Genomic DNA, 15531 nt, shown 5'->3' with positions numbered 1-15531 from the left:
CATGAATACCTTCCTGCCTATCACACTCCTTCTGACCGCGACCCTTATGTTGAGCGGTTGCAGCGAGCGGGTCGAACTTCATCGCCAGCTTTCCGAGCAAGAGGCCAATGAGGTCATCGCGGAGTTGGCGGACAAACATATTCGTGCGCAGAAAGTCCCGGCGAAAGATGGCGTGGTGGTGGCGGTCAATGCAACCGATATCGGGCGTGCCGTACGTACACTGGAAGCCGCGGGTCTGCCAAAAGTCGCTCGGACCACCCTGGGCGACACGTTTCGCAAGGAAGGTGTGATCTCCACTCCCCTGGAAGAACGGGCACGCTACATCTATGCCTTGTCGCAGGAGCTTGAGGCCACCTTGTCCAATATTGACGGAGTGATCGTCGCCCGTGTGCACGTAGTACTGCCGGAACGCATCGCACCCGGGGAGCCTGTCCAACCAGCCTCTGCGTCAGTATTTATCAAACATGATCCACGCCTTGACCCCGACAATATCCGCGCACGGGTGCGCCGAATGGTGGCGAGCAGCATCCCGGGCATGACTGCCGCAGTGGACAACCCACAAAAGCTGACCGTGATATTCGTGCCGGCCACGACCTACCAGGAGCAGCAACGCCTGGTGTACTTCGGCCCGTTTCTGGTGTCCGCCGAGGACCTTGGATTCTGGCGAACCAGCGTGACCGTTTTTCTGCTCGGCCTGGTCGCAGCCTTGGCTGGGGGAGTGGCATTGCGCACTCGGCGCCAACGGCTTAGGGAAGACACGCCTCTAGCGACCCCATCGATAGGTCCAGCCCATGACGCCTGAGTCTGATCAGCCAACAGGTGAACATCTGGCCTGGAGTCAATGGTGGGCGTCTCCCTGGAGTTACGCCCACGATGACTGGAGAGGCGACGAATATCCTGCAATGGATACGCTTTATCGCAGCGGGTGGTTGGCACCTCATAACCTCTTGGGCGTTGCAGCCTGTTTGCCACCGATGCCTAACCTCACCGTCCTTCGCCTGGCCTTGGCCACGAAGGAGCAACTCGGTTTGGCGCTGGTCTTGATACACAATACTTTTCACCCGCAAGCAGCCTCGACGTTGAGCGAAAGTCATCATCTTTGGTGTTTGCGTTTATCCAAGACACTTCCCCCCGCGATGCTGGCATCCGATACCGACCCGTTACAACTGCTCCATAGCTGGGTGGACGCAGCTACGTGGCAACGACTCCGATTGCGCTTCCCCCGCGAACGCGTGCGGGAAGTAGAGAGCAAGGGTTCGATCCCGAGTGTAAACAGTCAATTGAATACGCTCTGGCAAGCCGTTGTCTGGCGCATCACGAAAATGGCCAACGATAACGTACCGCCTGACTCGAATGGGTAAGGAAATCAACGATGCTATGTCGACGCACTATTGAGCTGCTCAAAGGTCCCGCGGCTTTGTCACGCCGGCTGATCCCTCGCGAAGAACTCGCAGACTGGGAGCAGGCCAACCAGCTCTTGATCCGCGCCAATGCTCAGGTTGATGAGTTGATACGGCAGGCAGAAAAAGAGTGCGAAGCACTGTTGGAAAAAGCCTCACTAGAGATATGGCAGCGGGCAGACACCCTACTCAAACGATGGGATCACGACCGTCAAGCGATGTGCGAAAGCCTGGAGCACTATGCAACCTCAATCACCCACCAGGCAATTCGCTGCCTGCTGGACGAGACCGTGCCTCACCAGAGACTGGCGGCTCTTTGCAAACAATTGCTCGCCAGCCAAGTCCAGGTAGCCGACGCCACACTGCTGTGCCACCCCTATGATCTTGAAGAAATGAAGCAGTGCCTGGTCAATCATCACGTCTCAATCTGGAAGCTCCACGCCGATGAGGCGGTTCCCCATCAGACACTCGTATTGAAAACTGACGAAGGTGACTTTCGCATCAACTGGAACTCAATGCTCGAGAGTTTCTTCACTAACAACAAAGAGTATTGGCTAAACGTTTAGCCGCCCACCCTTTACAAGAAAGCTTCATAACAAGACCCCAGTCATCAACGCCAATTCACGATGTATGAAGGAGAAACCATGGACTTCTTTAACGGTCTTTCTGGCCAATTATTGAGAAACAGCGACGCGGCACACAAACGTTATCAACAACACTCTGCAGAGGTTGCCGAAAATGGATCGGATGCAGAGTTCTTCGAGTTGGCGATGAGTAAGGCAACCACTCAAATGGCCTATCTCGAGCATAACCGTGTCAATCACATGCTGCTCAAAAGTGTCTTCGAGAGCTTCCAGTAATGATGAAAACGCTAGTCAAAGACTGGTTGAGCAGCCACAAAGAGCAGATCACCTTGTTCGAAGGCGACGACGAAATCATGTTGAAGCGCCAGGGGGGAGCCGTGCTGCTGGAGGCCCAACTGACGGCGACGCCATGCACTAACGCCGCCTTGTCCGGCTGGATGCGCCTGAGTGCTGTCAGCCTGAATCATTTCCAAGGTGCATTGGCGCTGAAACCTGATACGAGTGCGCTCTGGTTGATTCAAAGCCTCCAGGGAACGTGTGACCACACGAACCTGCTCAATTGCCTCCAAGCGCTGCTCAACCAGCGTGACACCTGGCGCTCCACTGCAGCGCGCCTTACACGGCAGGTCAAACAGCTCACACCCACCTCACTACGCTCGATGTCTTACTAATCAGAGAACGCCCTATGCACACCAAGCCCTACAAGCACACTTGCTTGCGCTTTGATTCGCCCGACACATTGTCAAAACGAGTTGGGTGGCGCTGCCTGTTCGCGCTGCCTTGGCTGCTGATACCTGTACCAAGCGCTTTCGCGGCCATTCCTTCTGAATGGAAAAACACTGCGTACGCCTACGAGGCCGAGCACAAACCGCTGCGGGAAGTGCTTGAAGACTTCGCCCAGACCTTCGGTACGCGCCTGCAAATCGAAGGCCTGCTGGAGGGCAACGTCAATGGCAAGATACGCGCCAATACTCCGCAGTCGATGCTCGACAGGCTGGGAGTAGAACACCGCTTCCAGTGGTACTTGTACAACAATACGCTTTATATCAGCACTCTGGACCTGCAAGAATCGGCGAGGCTGGAAGTTTCCTCAGAGACCATTGCCGACCTCAAGCAGGCGCTCACCGACATAGGCCTGCTCGACAGCCGGTTTGGCTGGGGAGAGTTGTCGGAAGATGGTGTCGTACTTGTCTCTGGCCCTCAACGCTACATCGAACAGATCAAACAGTTCAGCAGTCAGCGCCGCTCACCGGATGAAAAACAAAGCATATTGAGTTACCCGCTGAAGTTCGCCAACGCCACAGACAACCAAGTGGATTACCGCGGCGAGAAGCTCACAATACCGGGGGTTGCCAGCGTTCTGCGCGGGTTGCTGGAGCCACGCTCGTCCTCGACATTATCGGGGCTGAGCCAGCGCCCGGCATCACAGCCCTCCCCGCTCGCGCCAACTATTCCCAGGCTGAACAACCCTTTGTTAGGACAGATACTCGGTGCAAACGCTACGGGCGGTGGGCAGGACGCCGGTCCAGTACTCACACCGCGCGCATCCGTCCCTACCAGCAGGATTCGCGTCGAAGCCGACGTGCGCAATAACGCGGTGCTGATCTACGACTTGCCAGAGCGCCAAGCCATGTACCGCGAGCTCATCGCCCAACTTGATGTCGCGCGCAAATTGGTGGAAATCGACGCGATCATTCTTGATATCGAGCGCACACAGTTGCGTGAGTTCGGGGTGAACTGGGGCTTTCAGAACAGCCGATTTCGTGGTGGAGGCACCAACCTGGCACCTGGCACGTCCTCACAATTGTCCATTGAGAACCGCGAGCGGTTCTACGCAGATATCCGTGCACTTGAAGCCAAAGGGCTGGCAACCATGGTCTCCAACCCATCCGTACTGACCTTGGAAAACCAGCCTGCCGTCATCGACTTCAACCGTACGCAATACCTGACACCCGGGCGTCAGGTCGCAACGATCCTGCCAATCACCGTGGGGACCAGCTTCCAGGTTGTTCCCCGGGTCATCACCAGCCGGGGCGGTCACCAGATCCATCTGGCGATTGATATTGAGGATGGAAATTTCGAAGACTCCAACGCAAATCCCAATAATTTCGACGTACGCCGAGGCAAGGTCAGTACCCAGGCCGTGATGGCCGAAAAGCGTTCGTTGGTCGTCGGCGGCTTCCATGTCACCGAAAGTACCGACAAGCAAAACAAGGTGCCCTTGCTCGGCGACATCCCGTTGTTGGGAAAGGCCCTTTTTTCCTCGACCGAACGGCAGAACAACCGGCGTGAACGACTGTTCATTCTTACCCCGCGCGTGATCGGCGACCAGGCCGACCCGTCACGCTACCTGCCCCAGGCCGATCAGGTCGAATTGCAAGCTGCGCTCACTCCACTGGCCCGACGCTATGCGCCGCACCAGCCAGTGATCAAACGCAGCGACATCATCAGCACGCTGGCGCACCTGGTGAGCGGAGAGGTTCCCAAGGCTTTCAAGGTCGCGCCGATGCCTGTGGGTCTGAATACCTTGTGCAGCACACGCGACCTGCTGGCGCTGAACAACGAACGCAGCCAATGGTATGCCGGCCCCGAATACAACGTGGCGGTCGTGGTGCTGCGCAACCAGTTCAAGCGCAATGTACGTATCGACGAAAAAGAGTGCAGTAATTCGCAAACACTGGCTGTCAGCGTGTGGCCACGCGCCTGGCTCAAGCCGGGTGAAGAAGCCGAGGTGTTTATCGCCATGCGCCCAGTGGTGAAAGATGAACACCTCGGCGTGCCACGCCCCTCCTTGATCAACGCTGCCCAGAAGGACAATCCATGAAACGGCACTTAGTGTTTTCCACCTTACTCGGCGCAACGCTGCTCGTCGCAGGCTGCACCCCTACTTGCAAAGGCGACTCCTGCTCGCGCCCGCAATCGTCCAAGGACAAGATGGTGATCTGGTGGCCGTCGCAGATGCGTGCCGAACCGGGCCCCGCCGGGGAACGGGCGGACTATCAGACGGTGTCGCTGGAACGATGAGCCCTATGGGAATGCCGGACGATCAACGCGAGGTATTTCTGCGCAACCTGGTGAGTGGCACTGCCGCTCACCTGTCGCTCGCTGTGGGGGTCAAGGCATGTGCACAGCACGCGGGCAAGCGTCCGGGACTGGCATTGCACATTGCTCGGGAGGTGGTACAAACCGGACAGTTGCAGCGGGCGCTGGAGCGACGCTATGAGCAACCATTGGCATTCGGTGGTTGTTTTGTTTACCTCGACCCTCAGGATGCCCTGGTCATCTGGCACGCGCTACCGGCAACGAACGGCGCTGTCGACACGATCCTCAGCCGGATGCTGTCACTGGTCAACCTCGAAGCCCTGGACTCACGCCGCAGCCGATGATCAACGCCGCTCAAGCTCTGGCAACTCCAGCGTCTCACGTTTGGCTACGTCATCCAGCTCACGCAGGGTGCGGTAGATAAGCGCCACGGCCTGCAAGGTTTCACGAGGAATGCCCGCACCCAGTTTCGCGGTATAGAGTGTTCGGGCCAGCCACACACATTGGATCACCGGCACCTCGGAAGATTTTGCTCGTGCGATCAACTGACGGGCCTGCGCATCCGTACCCTTGCTGACCAACATCGGGATCGGCGTCTTGCCGGGACGGTAATACAACGCGACAGCAAAGTGGGTGGGGTTGACCACCAGCATATCGGCCTCTTCCAACTTGGGCAGCTTGACCTTCGGCTCTTCCTGGGCCAACTGTTGCGCCAACGCACGGCGCTGACCCTTGACGTGCGGGTCACCTTCCATGTCCTTGTACTCTTTGACCACCTCCACCTGGGTCATACGCATGCGTTTGGCGAAGAAGTGCTTGACCATTGCCAGGTCGATCAATGCCAGCACCAGCAGCATGCCCAGGCAGAGATGCAGCAGGTGACGGAACAACGCGATCAACGCAACGATGTAACTTTGCAGATCGCTGTTGGCCAGATTGATCAGCGTGTCCAATGAGGGCCAGACCGCCACGTACACAATCAAGCCGATAAGGAACGCCTTCACAATGCTCATGAACAGGTTCATCAGTTGCTGGGCTGAGAACATCTGCTTGAGTTGGCTGACCGGGTTAAGACGATTGAAGTCCAGCTTCAGCGCCTCCGGGGCGAAGAGCATCCCAAACTGCATCCAACTGCTGATCAGCTTCGAGAGAATCGCCACCCCAGCCATCAACAGGGCGAATGAAAAGAACACCACCATTGCCTCGAACAGCACTTCTTCCAGTGCCCGTACAAAAGGCTGTGTGAGGCGAGACATCGGCAATAACATCAATTGCTGGAAGCGTTGCAGGCTGGTCTCGGCAGTAAACAAGGCGATTTCGCTGATGGCCGTCAGTACCAGCAATTTGGCGATATCCTGACTCTGGGCAACCTGACCCTTCTTGCGTTGGTCACGCAGTTTTTTTGCGGACGCCGGATGCTTTTTTTCGCCTGAATCACTCATGGCATCCCGACCTTGAACAGGATTCCCAACGAGCTTTTGAGGTCGCCAAGCTGGCTCATGCGTCCGACGATCAGGTCTTGCAGCAGCGCAAAATACAACAGCAGGATACCAATGCCGGCCAGGCTCTTGACCGGCGGAGCCAGTGAGCTCACCTGCAATTGCTGGCTGTAGACGCCGAGCAACGCAATGCCGAATTCCAGCAACAGGAGCACAGCGATAAAGGGCGCGGCGTAGAGCATCATGTGCGTGAAGGTATCGCCAAGCAGCCCGACGAAAACGCCCATGCCATTGGCCGTCGGAAGCGGAAACCACACGGTGGGAGGCCAGATCAGATAGCTGTCCCAGATCACCTGAGTCAACGCGCCAAGCCCCAGGGTGACCATCAGCAGAAAGATCGCCAATTGCTTGAACAAATGACCGATCGGCGTCGCATCCGGTCCCAGCGAAGGGTTGAGTTGCCCGCCTGCCAATGCACCGCGCTGGTTGTCCAGCAATGCCCCCACCGATTCAAACAGCCAGAATGGCATGGAGAGCAATACGCCCAGCAACAATCCAAGGGCCACTTCCTTCAGCACCAGGGCGCCGAGCATCAGTGCGGAGATATCGCTACCTTCCAACATCGCATGAATACCCGGCGCGGGCATCAGCGCCATCACCATTACAAGAACGTGCCTGAGCATGCCGCGTATATGCTGAAAACAAAACGCCGCGACCAGAATGCAACACGGGTAGATACGCGCCATCCCGATCAGCAGACTCGGAAGAAAATCGAGGTATAGCAGCACAGGCGAAACCTCAGTTCAGGGCCGAGCGGCCGATCATGTCGAAGGTCAGATTGATCAGCTGGATCAACTCAACGCCAATCCAGCGGCCGGTCATAATCAATGTAATGCCCACCGCCACCAGCTTGATACCGAAGGGCAGCGTTTGATCCTGTACCTGCATCAACGCCTGCACCAGAGACGTCAATACGCCCACTACCACCGCCACGATCAACGGGGGTGCTGATAGCGCTACCACCAGCAGCATGCCTTGCTTGAACAACACGATCGGTTCCATACGCCACTCAGAGATAGGAAAGGAACAGGCTGTCGAGCAGCCGAGACCAACCGGATACCAGCACAAACAGAAGCAGTTTGAGTGGCAACGAAATGGTCATCGGCGAGACCATTTGCATGCCCAGCGCCAGCAGCAGGTTGGAGACAATCAGGTCGATCACGATGAAAGGGATGTAGATCAGAAAACCGATCTCAAATCCCGCCTGCAGTTGGGACAGTACGAAAGCAGGGATCAGCAGAATCAAGTCTTCGCGCCGGACCTCCTGCGCCATTTGCGCAGGCCACAGACGCGCGGTGTTTTCCAGCAGGTGCGTTAGTACATCCGCATCGACGTTGCGCAGCATGAAGGCACGCAACGGCTGGATGGCCTCATTGCCAGTCTGCAGGAACGCATGCACGTTGCTCATGTCCAGCGGTGAAACCTTGACGCTCTCGGCGATTTCGTATCCCACTGGCGCCATGATGAACAGCGTTGCCGCCAGTGCAATGCCGTTGATGGCCATGCTCGGTGGTACTTGCTGCACGCCAATGGCGTTGCGAGTGATCATCAGCACAATGACGATCTTCAAGAAAGATGTGCAGATGATCAACAGCAGGGGCAGCAGCGACAAAGCCCCAAGAAACACCGCCAGAATAAGGGGATCCAGCCCCTGCAAGGTCATCGACCGAATGTCACGCGGGACAATTGCAGGCCCAGGCGTCCGTCGACTTCCACCAACTGCCCCTGGCCTATAGGTCGGTCCCCATAGAACAGTCCGGCCGTTCCCGGGGCGTAGCCTGTAACCCCCAACACCGAACCAGGCGCAAGGTTTCGCAACTCGCCCAAGGTCAGGTTCAGCGTTCCGCAGCGTACGTTCAATGCCATGCTCAATTCGTCGAACGGCTCATGGCCGAACACGTCCATCACCTGCTCGTCTTCCTCATGGCCTGAGTAATGGGGGACTGCAAAATTCTCGTCCACAGGCGTGTCCTCGATAGAAGTAAGAGTCAGGCATAACTGCCCGGTATCATCGTCAATGCACCCACGCAGCCGCTGCCGCCCGACCTGTACGTAGCCGCTGCCCTGAGCTGAAAAAAAAGCGTGGTCCAGCACCAGCACATCACCGACTCGCAGGCTGCGCGCCTGCACGATCGATAACGACGTGTGTCCCAGCGTCACGGCAATTGCCAGTTGAAACGCCGCCGGCAGGGGGGCGGCAGTGGTACGCCAGGGCGCGGCATCGCACAATGCCAGGAAACTTTCGGGCGTCAGCCACATGTAGCCTACGGCCCGAGACGCGCCCAGGGTCACCGTGAGCCGGCAGCCAACGCCCCTGGGACGCTCGGTCTGCACTAGGCGCACGTAACCCAACAGCTCCCTCACCTGCGGGCTCAAATGTTGCTGGAACAGCGCCCAGAACCACGATTGTGGGTCATTGCCGGCTTTGGCCAGTGTCACTGTGCATTCGCCAAGCAGACTGAGCAGTGGCCCGGCCTCAGCCAACGCCAATACGCCACGCACTGTTTCAAAACACAGCGTCTCGCCACCTGCCGGAGCGCGCCCAGGCTCGATGTTCAACGCACCGCCTTGCCCGGCGACCTGAAACGCCAGGCAGAGACCGCGCCCCAATCGAGCGCGCGCGCTGACCGTGTTGCCGTTGACTAAAGGCAATGTCAGCGTCGGTACCATCATGCGTTACCGACATGGGGCAGCCGTAGACTGACCGGCTGCCCCAGTGCCCGCGCCAGTTGAAGTTCACACGCCTGGCGAACGCCACTGAGCCAGCGTGCTGTAGCGTCTTGTTCCGCGTCCAGCTCAATCCCCCAAGCGTTCTGCTCCCGGCGCACACTGGCGTTGATCCGTCCTAGCCGGGGCAAGTACAACACCGCCTGCAGAGGCCATTGCGAACCCGCCATCACACGGGGCACCAGTTGCTCGGTGAGCGCCGTGATCATGGCGACTCCCGATATTTCCTTCGTTCCCGACATGGAAGCCCTTGCCCCATGATCTCCACCGTCATCGATAAACAACCGCGCAAACAACTGCCTGTATTCCCATGGCACGCCCCCGATGCCACCCGCTTCACGATCGTCTCGGGACTCGCGTACACGCGTATGTTCAGTGACCTTATCAACAACCTGGGTCATATCGACTCCTGCGCCAGTAATAGGGATAACTCCCGAAGTTTTTCCACCTGCCGCAGGCACTGAGTGACCGCCTTCTGCGCGCTGCCAACCCGACTTTCCTGTGCGTGCCGCTGATCGCGCAATGCCTCCAACTGGCCCATGTCTCGCCGGGTGCTGGCCGACAGGGAGCGCTCCTGCGCTCCCCAGGACTTAAGCGCCTTGAGGGTCAACACCTGGCCCTGATGCTGGTTGAGCAGTTGGGCACTTTGCCGGGCCTCCTCCTGCTGAGTCTCTTCAAGCGCGTCCTGGGCTTGCTGGATCTTTGCGAGCAGCATTTGCTGGGCCCGCTTCGCCTCGCGCAGGGCTCGTTCGGCCCTGTCTGCGCGATGCCTGCGCAAGCGGCGCAGGGTTTCAACTTCACCCTGCGGCGTATCAGAAAGGGACATGGGCGGTCAGCTCCTTGAGTTGTGCCAGCGTCTCCTCAAGAGGTGATGGCTCACGCAGGTCCTGACGCAGAAAACCGTCGACCGCCTGACGGCTGTCTACCGCCAAGTCCGTCAGGGCATCGCTGCCGGGCTGGTACTCCCCCAACTTGAGCATCAGCTCGATCTGCTGATACGCCGACAGCAAACGTCGCAGCGCCGTGCCCGCCTGGATGTCAACAGGCTCTACAACGTTGCTCAGGATCCGTGAAAGGCTTGCCAGCACATCCACTGCGGGGTAGTGCCCACGTTCGGCCAATTTGCGCGACAGCACGATATGACCGTCGAGCAACGAACGAACTTCATCGGCCACGGGGTCATTCATGGAGTCCTGCTCGATCAGTACCGTATAGATTGCTGTAATCACGCCCTCACGGGTCAACCCCGCGCGTTCCACCAACCGCGGCAGCAGGCTGTAGACCGAGGGAGGCAAGCCTCCGCGCCCCAAAGGCTCGCCGGCAGCCAAGCCGATTTCGCGTTGGGCCCTGGCGAAGCGGGTCAGGGAATCAATCAGCAGCAAGACCCGCTTCCCCTTGCGCCGAAACCCCTCTGCCAATGCCGTGGCGGTGAACGCCGCACGGGCACGCTCCATGCTCGATCGGTCGGAGGTAGCGCACACCAGTACCGCTTTGGCGCGTAGCTGTTCATCCAACTCATGGTCGAGAAACTCACGAAGCTCCCGTCCGCGCTCACCGATCAGGCCAAACACGATCACATCGCACTCAACGTTACGGGCAATCTCGGCCAACAGCGTGGTCTTGCCGCAACCGGCTCCAGCGAACAGGCCGACACGCTGGCCCTCGCCGAGCGTCAGCAGGCCATCGATCGACCGTACGCCGGTGGCCAGCGCCCGATGTATTCGCGGCCTGTCGGTGGGCAAAGGTGCTTCGCACAAGACGGCACTTGCGTCCGGCAGATCAGCCTCGACAAATGCACTGGGACCTTCCCCGGTGATCGGCCGACCGAAACCATCCAGCACCTGGCCCAGCAACGTATCGCTGACCTGTACCCGGTGCGATACTCCCAGGCGCTCCACGCTGGCGCCCACCCTTACACCTTCCAGGTTGCCCAAGGCACTGAGCACGGCATCCTGCTGATCGAAACCGATGATTTCGGCCAACATATAGTCGCCAGGATTTTTCTCTACCTGGCACAGGTCACCGATACGCGCCTGGGGCAACCGGCATTGCAGCAACATCCCGCTCACGCGCTGGATACGCCCACGCATCGTCACCGGCGCAAAGGTGGCCAGCGACTCGGTCTGACGCTGCTGCCAGGCGTCAAGACGCTCACGTAGATCAACGCTCACCAGCGCACCTCATACCGCTGCGCGCCCTCGAAAACCACTTTGCTGTTATCGATCAGAACAAGCCGCAGCCCGTCTACCTCGTCGCCTACAAAAAGTCGGCTGCCCTCCTCAAGGACTACGTGGCCATTGGGACCGCCGACGATCTGCAAAATCTTGAACGGCAATACCCCATCACTCACACGCACACGGCTGATCACTGGGACCGAGCTGTCAAACTGCTCACCAAAACGACTGAGCATCCGTGCCACCAGCTCAACATCATCCGGTGAAACGTCCCCACCGAGTGTGACTTGCCCATTGACCACCTGCAGGCTGACGCGTTGGTTCAACTCACGCTCGTTGAGCATCTTCAATAACTGTTGGCGCACTTCAAACGGGGAGGCCAGCTCTTGTTTCTGAACCACAGGGGGTTTCAAGGAAGCTTGGGCCTCAGGCTCTCCCGTGGACGCCATTCCCACTATCAGGAAAATGACCGTTACCGCCAGCACCAGAGAAATCAGGCGTTTTTGCTGCGAAGGCGGGATGGACGATAACTTGATTGTTCGCGCCGGCTCACTCGACTGCAGCACCGTCACGGCCGAGTGAACCGGCGCCTGGGGCCAGCTTTCCTCGGCCAAGGAGACACACAGACGCACCGTTCCCACAGAAAACGTTACGTTCGGCGCCAGACTCGCGATCTGTGCGGACAACTGGCCCATGGCATCCCGCAACAACCCGGCTTCGGACTGCACCGACCAATTCGAATCGATGAGCCGAAGGTGTGCATGCCGCTCAGCAATGCCCGGATCGCTCAGTACCAAGTCAGCCTCGGCATGTGCACCAATGCTCCACTGCTGCCCGAACAAAGGCAGCGCCGCGCCCTGATGCAATCCATCAAGCACCCGTAACTCGAACATCATCGAGCCCTCCGCGTCGCGCGTAACCGAGCTCTCATGCCGCCGCACCGCGCATCAGTTCCTCCTGGCCCAGATCAAAGCGTCCCAACACCTTGACCTTGGAGGCGCTACCCAACTCGGCAAAAGACATCACCGGCACATGATTGAACTCTTCCAACAACAACGTACGCAGCGGACTGCGCAGATCCTGCGCAACCAAAAGCACACTCTTGAGTTTTGGTCGTGCGGAAAAGGCTTGATTGAGCAGATTGATCAACGCCGCGCTGTCATCGTCGCCGAGTGCAAAGAACACTCCCGTCTGAGTCTGGCGAAGAGCTTCACGTAGAGTGCTTTCAGTCTGCGGGGACAACAACCAGGCGTGCAGGCCGTCGGCCTCGCTATATTGGTAGTAGATCTGTGCCTTGAGGGCTATGCGTGCATAGTCGGCCAGCGCTTCCGGCTCACGCTCATGCTGGCCGTACTCGATCAACGACTCGACAATCAGCCGCACCGCTCGCAACGGCACGCCCTCGCTGGCCAAGCGTTGCAACACCGCCGAAAAACGCGACAGTGGCATGATCCGCTGAAGCTCCTGCACCAACTCCGGCTGGCTATGTTCCAGCCAACTGAGGATCGACTTGCTCTCCTGGACCCCCAAAAACTGAGGCCCACTGAGCATCATGGCTTGCCGCATCCGCTCAACGATGAGACTCGCCGCCGTGAAGTGTTCCACCTGCGGATCATCGAGCAAAGGATCATTCGGTTCCAGCCAGACCCAATGCTGCTCATCGCGCTCGGCCAGACCCAGTCTCGCGTTCTCGGGTTCAGTTGTCAGCGCGTTGCGTTCCACCGCCACTAAACGCACAACCGACGCTTTTACCATCGGCACTTCATGGACACAGAAACGCATTTCGTCATCGTCCAATGAGTCGTCAAGCTCGACTTCGAATGGCGGTAACGTCAGGCCTATATTGGCGACCAGCGCATTTCGGGCCTGGCGGATTGCGTGAATAAGATCAGCGACCTCCGGTGTGCCTCGCAGTACCGGGGAGAACTGCAAAAGATAGGGCCTTGACGGATCAAATCCGCGTAAGTCCTCTCGGCCATTTTCTTCGGGACGCACGGCTTGGGCCGCTTCGGGCGCTGGCTGATCTTGCAACCGACGCTTCCGCACAAGGTAGTAACCCAGGGAGCCGGTGATCAGCGAGATCAGGATAAACACCCCGGTCGGCATGCCCGGCACGATTGCAAACGCGAGCATCCCCACCGAAGCAATGATCCAACTCTTGGGCTCGCTGGTCATTTGCCGGGCAATTTCGGCGCCCATGTTGGTGATGCCCTTTTTCCCGTCGGGCGCCACGCGGGTGATGATCATGCCGGCGGTGAGGGAGATCAGCAGCGCCGGGATCTGTGCAATCAGGCCATCGCCGATGGTCAATACGGAGTACAGCGCCATTGACTCGCCCGCACTCAAGCCGTGCTGGAACATACCCGTGGAAAAACCACCCAAGAGGTTGACCACAACGATGATCAAACCGGCGATGGCGTCGCCCTTGACGAACTTCATGGCCCCGTCCATGGCCCCGAACAACTGGCTTTCCCGGGACAACTGCTCCCGCTTGTCACGTGCTTGTGCACCGTCAATCAAACCCGCACGCAGGTCACTGTCAATGGACATCTGTTTGCCCGGCATCGCGTCCAGACTGAAGCGCGCCGCCACTTCAGCCACCCGCTCCGAGCCCTTGGTGATCACCAGGAAGTTGACCAGCGTCAGGATCAGGAAGATCACCATCCCCACCGCCAGGTTGCCACCGACCACGAAATTTCCGAAGGCCTCGACGATGTCACCGGCGTCCTGTTCCAGCAGGATCAGGCGCGTGGTCGCGATCGACAGCGCAAGACGAAACATCGTGGTCAGCAACAGAATCGACGGGAACGATGAGAACGCCAGCGGCCCAGGCAAGTACAGCGCCAGCACGATCAACAAGCATGAGATACAGATGTTGAGGGCGATGAGAATATCCACCAGCCAAGTGGGCAACGGCACGATAAAAATGAAAACGATAGCCAAAACCACAACGGCGCCAAGCACTTCAGCGCGCTGTGCCACTTTGAGCAATACGCTATTGATGGCCGACAGCGCGGTCACACCAGGCCCCTCGACCTGCCGGTGATGCCCGCCTGGCCGCGCATGGAGCGATCCAGCTCCCCAATCACCGCCAAGAGAGCCAGCAGCGTGTCCTGACGCGCTCGGCTATCAGGCCACAACGCAATGGGCAACTGCTGAAGCAAAGGGTAAAGGGCATTGAGGGATATCACCTGTCGATCCGTCGCCCCCCCTCCCAGCTCATCCCCCAGTCGAAGCAATTCTTCAACCGTGATGCCGTTCCCAGCGTACGCTAACATTCGTTGCAGCAAGGTCACTGCGTCCTGTTCGATATTCAGGCGCTGGACCAGCGACCGGCACCCCGTCAACACGGAGCTCAACTGGCCGCAGCTTTGCAGCCCCAGCAACAAGGTACGCAGCAGAGGCGTGGGCATCGACGACACCATCGCCGCAATGTCGTCCGCCAAGGCTTTACGCATGATACCAAGCCCGGTACTGAACCCCTCGCCACCGTAAACCCCCAGCAGGGCTTGCATCATCGTCGCCAGAGATTGGCGGGTGACTACGCTGGTGTAGTAGAGCGCCCGCAATGCCTGGCGTTCGTTCGGATCAACGCAGGCTGCCTGTAGCGCCACGGCGATGTTCAAGCCAGCCTGAATCTCACCTTTGAAGCGCACCTCCAGCCTGGCAATGGCATCACGCGCGAGGGCGGCCTCGGAAGGACGGACTTCACTATCGGCTTGGGCCACTACCTGTTTGAGCACCACGAACGCGCGCGCCGGGTCCCCACCTGTAAGGTCCAGTAATTTCTCCAGCGAAGGTTTCTGCAACAGTTGCAGCCTGATTCGACGTGACACGGATGCCAATGTCGCCTGTGCCGGGTGACCCAACTGATCATAAAGCTGCACAAGCTGCTCGGTCGCAGGCACACGGACGCCCATCTTCCGCTCACTCAGCCTTTGGGTATTGACCGCCACCTCCTCGCTGAACAAGTGCCCAAGATCATCGACGCCCTTAGCGGGTGAAGGCACGGCAACAGTATTGACAACCGGTTGGTCCAGACGCTGGACCCTTTGCACATCGTTGCTGGATTCGACTTTCATGGACAGGCCCGCACAGGAAGAGT

19 protein-coding genes are annotated in these 15531 nt (G+C 58.6%); 8 read left to right on the top strand and 11 right to left on the bottom strand.

Features of this window, described 5'->3' with window-relative positions; all coding sequences use genetic code 11:
- Position 1: 1 nt before the first annotated feature.
- The 8 genes from sctJ to HX793_RS04555 all read left to right on the top strand — a co-directional run bounded on the left by sctJ (position 2) and on the right by HX793_RS04555 (position 5370).
- On the top strand, positions 2–802 hold the full coding sequence (gene sctJ, locus HX793_RS04590) for a type III secretion system inner membrane ring lipoprotein SctJ (protein ID WP_177050375.1): 801 nt from the start codon (positions 2–4) through the stop codon (positions 800–802).
- Entirely contained in the window at positions 792–1361 is a 570-nt protein-coding gene (locus HX793_RS04585; protein WP_256354432.1) for a type III secretion protein, read from the top strand. Before sctJ ends, HX793_RS04585 begins: the two co-directional genes overlap by 11 nt.
- A gap of 11 nt (positions 1362–1372) precedes the next feature.
- Complete coding sequence (gene sctL, locus HX793_RS04580; protein WP_177050377.1) at positions 1373–1966, top strand: type III secretion system stator protein SctL; 594 nt, start codon at positions 1373–1375, stop codon at positions 1964–1966.
- Positions 1967–2044: 78 nt separating this feature from the next.
- On the top strand, positions 2045–2260 hold the full coding sequence (locus HX793_RS04575) for a hypothetical protein (RefSeq protein ID WP_177002307.1): 216 nt from the start codon (positions 2045–2047) through the stop codon (positions 2258–2260).
- On the top strand, positions 2260–2655 hold the full coding sequence (locus tag HX793_RS04570; RefSeq protein ID WP_306790376.1) for a type III secretion system chaperone family protein: 396 nt from the start codon (positions 2260–2262) through the stop codon (positions 2653–2655). The genes HX793_RS04575 and HX793_RS04570 overlap by 1 nt, the downstream gene beginning before the upstream one ends.
- Before the next feature lie 14 nt (positions 2656–2669).
- Positions 2670–4808: a type III secretion system outer membrane ring subunit SctC gene (gene sctC, locus HX793_RS04565; RefSeq protein ID WP_177095022.1), complete on the top strand. Its 2139-nt coding sequence runs from the start codon at positions 2670–2672 to the stop codon at positions 4806–4808.
- A complete protein-coding gene (gene hrpT, locus HX793_RS04560; RefSeq protein WP_095014614.1) occupies positions 4805–5008 on the top strand; it encodes an HrpT family type III secretion system protein in 204 nt (67 codons plus the stop codon). The genes sctC and hrpT overlap by 4 nt, the downstream gene beginning before the upstream one ends.
- An 11-nt stretch (positions 5009–5019) precedes the next feature.
- Positions 5020–5370 (top strand): transcriptional regulator, encoded by a 351-nt coding sequence (locus HX793_RS04555; RefSeq protein ID WP_177050381.1) that lies wholly within the window; start codon positions 5020–5022, stop codon positions 5368–5370.
- Here the strand turns inward: HX793_RS04555 and sctU are convergent, their stop codons facing one another.
- From sctU to sctW, 11 genes are all read right to left on the bottom strand, one after another.
- Positions 5371–6468: a type III secretion system export apparatus subunit SctU gene (gene sctU, locus HX793_RS04550; protein WP_177050383.1), complete on the bottom strand. Its 1098-nt coding sequence runs from the start codon at positions 6466–6468 to the stop codon at positions 5371–5373.
- Positions 6465–7253, bottom strand: coding sequence for a type III secretion system export apparatus subunit SctT (gene sctT / locus HX793_RS04545; protein WP_016977093.1), 789 nt, complete (start codon positions 7251–7253; stop codon positions 6465–6467). Before sctT ends, sctU begins: the two co-directional genes overlap by 4 nt.
- A gap of 10 nt (positions 7254–7263) precedes the next feature.
- Entirely contained in the window at positions 7264–7527 is a 264-nt protein-coding gene (gene sctS / locus HX793_RS04540; RefSeq protein WP_178905457.1) for a type III secretion system export apparatus subunit SctS, read from the bottom strand.
- Positions 7528–7534: 7 nt separating this feature from the next.
- The gene (gene sctR, locus HX793_RS04535) at positions 7535–8188 is read right to left on the bottom strand and encodes a type III secretion system export apparatus subunit SctR (RefSeq protein ID WP_177095024.1); all 654 of its coding nucleotides are present in this window, start codon (positions 8186–8188) and stop codon (positions 7535–7537) included.
- Positions 8185–9198 (bottom strand): FliM/FliN family flagellar motor switch protein, encoded by a 1014-nt coding sequence (locus HX793_RS04530; RefSeq protein WP_177058709.1) that lies wholly within the window; start codon positions 9196–9198, stop codon positions 8185–8187. The genes sctR and HX793_RS04530 overlap by 4 nt, the downstream gene beginning before the upstream one ends.
- Positions 9195–9461, bottom strand: coding sequence for a type III secretion system HrpP C-terminal domain-containing protein (locus HX793_RS31525; RefSeq protein WP_306790375.1), 267 nt, complete (start codon positions 9459–9461; stop codon positions 9195–9197). Before HX793_RS31525 ends, HX793_RS04530 begins: the two co-directional genes overlap by 4 nt.
- Positions 9462–9649: 188 nt before the next feature.
- Entirely contained in the window at positions 9650–10078 is a 429-nt protein-coding gene (gene sctO / locus HX793_RS04520) for a type III secretion system stalk subunit SctO (protein ID WP_177058711.1), read from the bottom strand.
- Positions 10065–11423, bottom strand: coding sequence for a FliI/YscN family ATPase (locus HX793_RS04515; RefSeq protein ID WP_308936650.1), 1359 nt, complete (start codon positions 11421–11423; stop codon positions 10065–10067). Before HX793_RS04515 ends, sctO begins: the two co-directional genes overlap by 14 nt.
- Positions 11420–12319, bottom strand: a complete 900-nt coding sequence (locus HX793_RS04510) for an FHA domain-containing protein (RefSeq protein WP_177050480.1) — start codon at positions 12317–12319, stop codon at positions 11420–11422. The genes HX793_RS04515 and HX793_RS04510 overlap by 4 nt, the downstream gene beginning before the upstream one ends.
- A gap of 34 nt (positions 12320–12353) precedes the next feature.
- Entirely contained in the window at positions 12354–14447 is a 2094-nt protein-coding gene (sctV, locus tag HX793_RS04505; RefSeq protein WP_177050404.1) for a type III secretion system export apparatus subunit SctV, read from the bottom strand.
- A complete protein-coding gene (gene sctW / locus HX793_RS04500; protein ID WP_025999788.1) occupies positions 14444–15508 on the bottom strand; it encodes a type III secretion system gatekeeper subunit SctW in 1065 nt (354 codons plus the stop codon). Before sctW ends, sctV begins: the two co-directional genes overlap by 4 nt.
- Positions 15509–15531 lie beyond the last annotated feature (23 nt).

It is taken from the genome of Pseudomonas reactans (assembly GCF_013387025.1).
Lineage (GTDB): Bacteria > Pseudomonadota > Gammaproteobacteria > Pseudomonadales > Pseudomonadaceae > Aquipseudomonas > Aquipseudomonas reactans.
This window is presented reverse-complemented; position numbering and strand designations above follow the sequence as displayed.

What these genes read in the sequence shown, in the direction of transcription:
- hrpT (WP_095014614.1), top strand. Translation starts at nt 4,805, where the DNA reads ATGAAACGGCACTTAGTGTTTTCCACCTTACTCGGCGCAACGCTGCTC.
- sctC (WP_177095022.1), top strand. Translation starts at nt 2,670, where the DNA reads ATGCACACCAAGCCCTACAAGCACACTTGCTTGCGCTTTGATTCGCCC.
- sctS (WP_178905457.1), bottom strand. Translation starts at nt 7,527, where the DNA reads ATGGAACCGATCGTGTTGTTCAAGCAAGGCATGCTGCTGGTGGTAGCG.
- sctL (WP_177050377.1), top strand. Translation starts at nt 1,373, where the DNA reads ATGCTATGTCGACGCACTATTGAGCTGCTCAAAGGTCCCGCGGCTTTG.
- HX793_RS04530 (WP_177058709.1), bottom strand. Translation starts at nt 9,198, where the DNA reads ATGATGGTACCGACGCTGACATTGCCTTTAGTCAACGGCAACACGGTC.
- sctJ (WP_177050375.1), top strand. Translation starts at nt 2, where the DNA reads ATGAATACCTTCCTGCCTATCACACTCCTTCTGACCGCGACCCTTATG.
- sctR (WP_177095024.1), bottom strand. Translation starts at nt 8,188, where the DNA reads ATGACCTTGCAGGGGCTGGATCCCCTTATTCTGGCGGTGTTTCTTGGG.
- sctW (WP_025999788.1), bottom strand. Translation starts at nt 15,508, where the DNA reads ATGAAAGTCGAATCCAGCAACGATGTGCAAAGGGTCCAGCGTCTGGAC.
- sctU (WP_177050383.1), bottom strand. Translation starts at nt 6,468, where the DNA reads ATGAGTGATTCAGGCGAAAAAAAGCATCCGGCGTCCGCAAAAAAACTG.
- HX793_RS04585 (WP_256354432.1), top strand. Translation starts at nt 792, where the DNA reads ATGACGCCTGAGTCTGATCAGCCAACAGGTGAACATCTGGCCTGGAGT.
- HX793_RS04575 (WP_177002307.1), top strand. Translation starts at nt 2,045, where the DNA reads ATGGACTTCTTTAACGGTCTTTCTGGCCAATTATTGAGAAACAGCGAC.
- HX793_RS04555 (WP_177050381.1), top strand. Translation starts at nt 5,020, where the DNA reads ATGCCGGACGATCAACGCGAGGTATTTCTGCGCAACCTGGTGAGTGGC.
- HX793_RS04570 (WP_306790376.1), top strand. Translation starts at nt 2,260, where the DNA reads ATGATGAAAACGCTAGTCAAAGACTGGTTGAGCAGCCACAAAGAGCAG.
- HX793_RS04510 (WP_177050480.1), bottom strand. Translation starts at nt 12,319, where the DNA reads ATGTTCGAGTTACGGGTGCTTGATGGATTGCATCAGGGCGCGGCGCTG.
- HX793_RS31525 (WP_306790375.1), bottom strand. Translation starts at nt 9,461, where the DNA reads ATGATCACGGCGCTCACCGAGCAACTGGTGCCCCGTGTGATGGCGGGT.
- sctO (WP_177058711.1), bottom strand. Translation starts at nt 10,078, where the DNA reads ATGTCCCTTTCTGATACGCCGCAGGGTGAAGTTGAAACCCTGCGCCGC.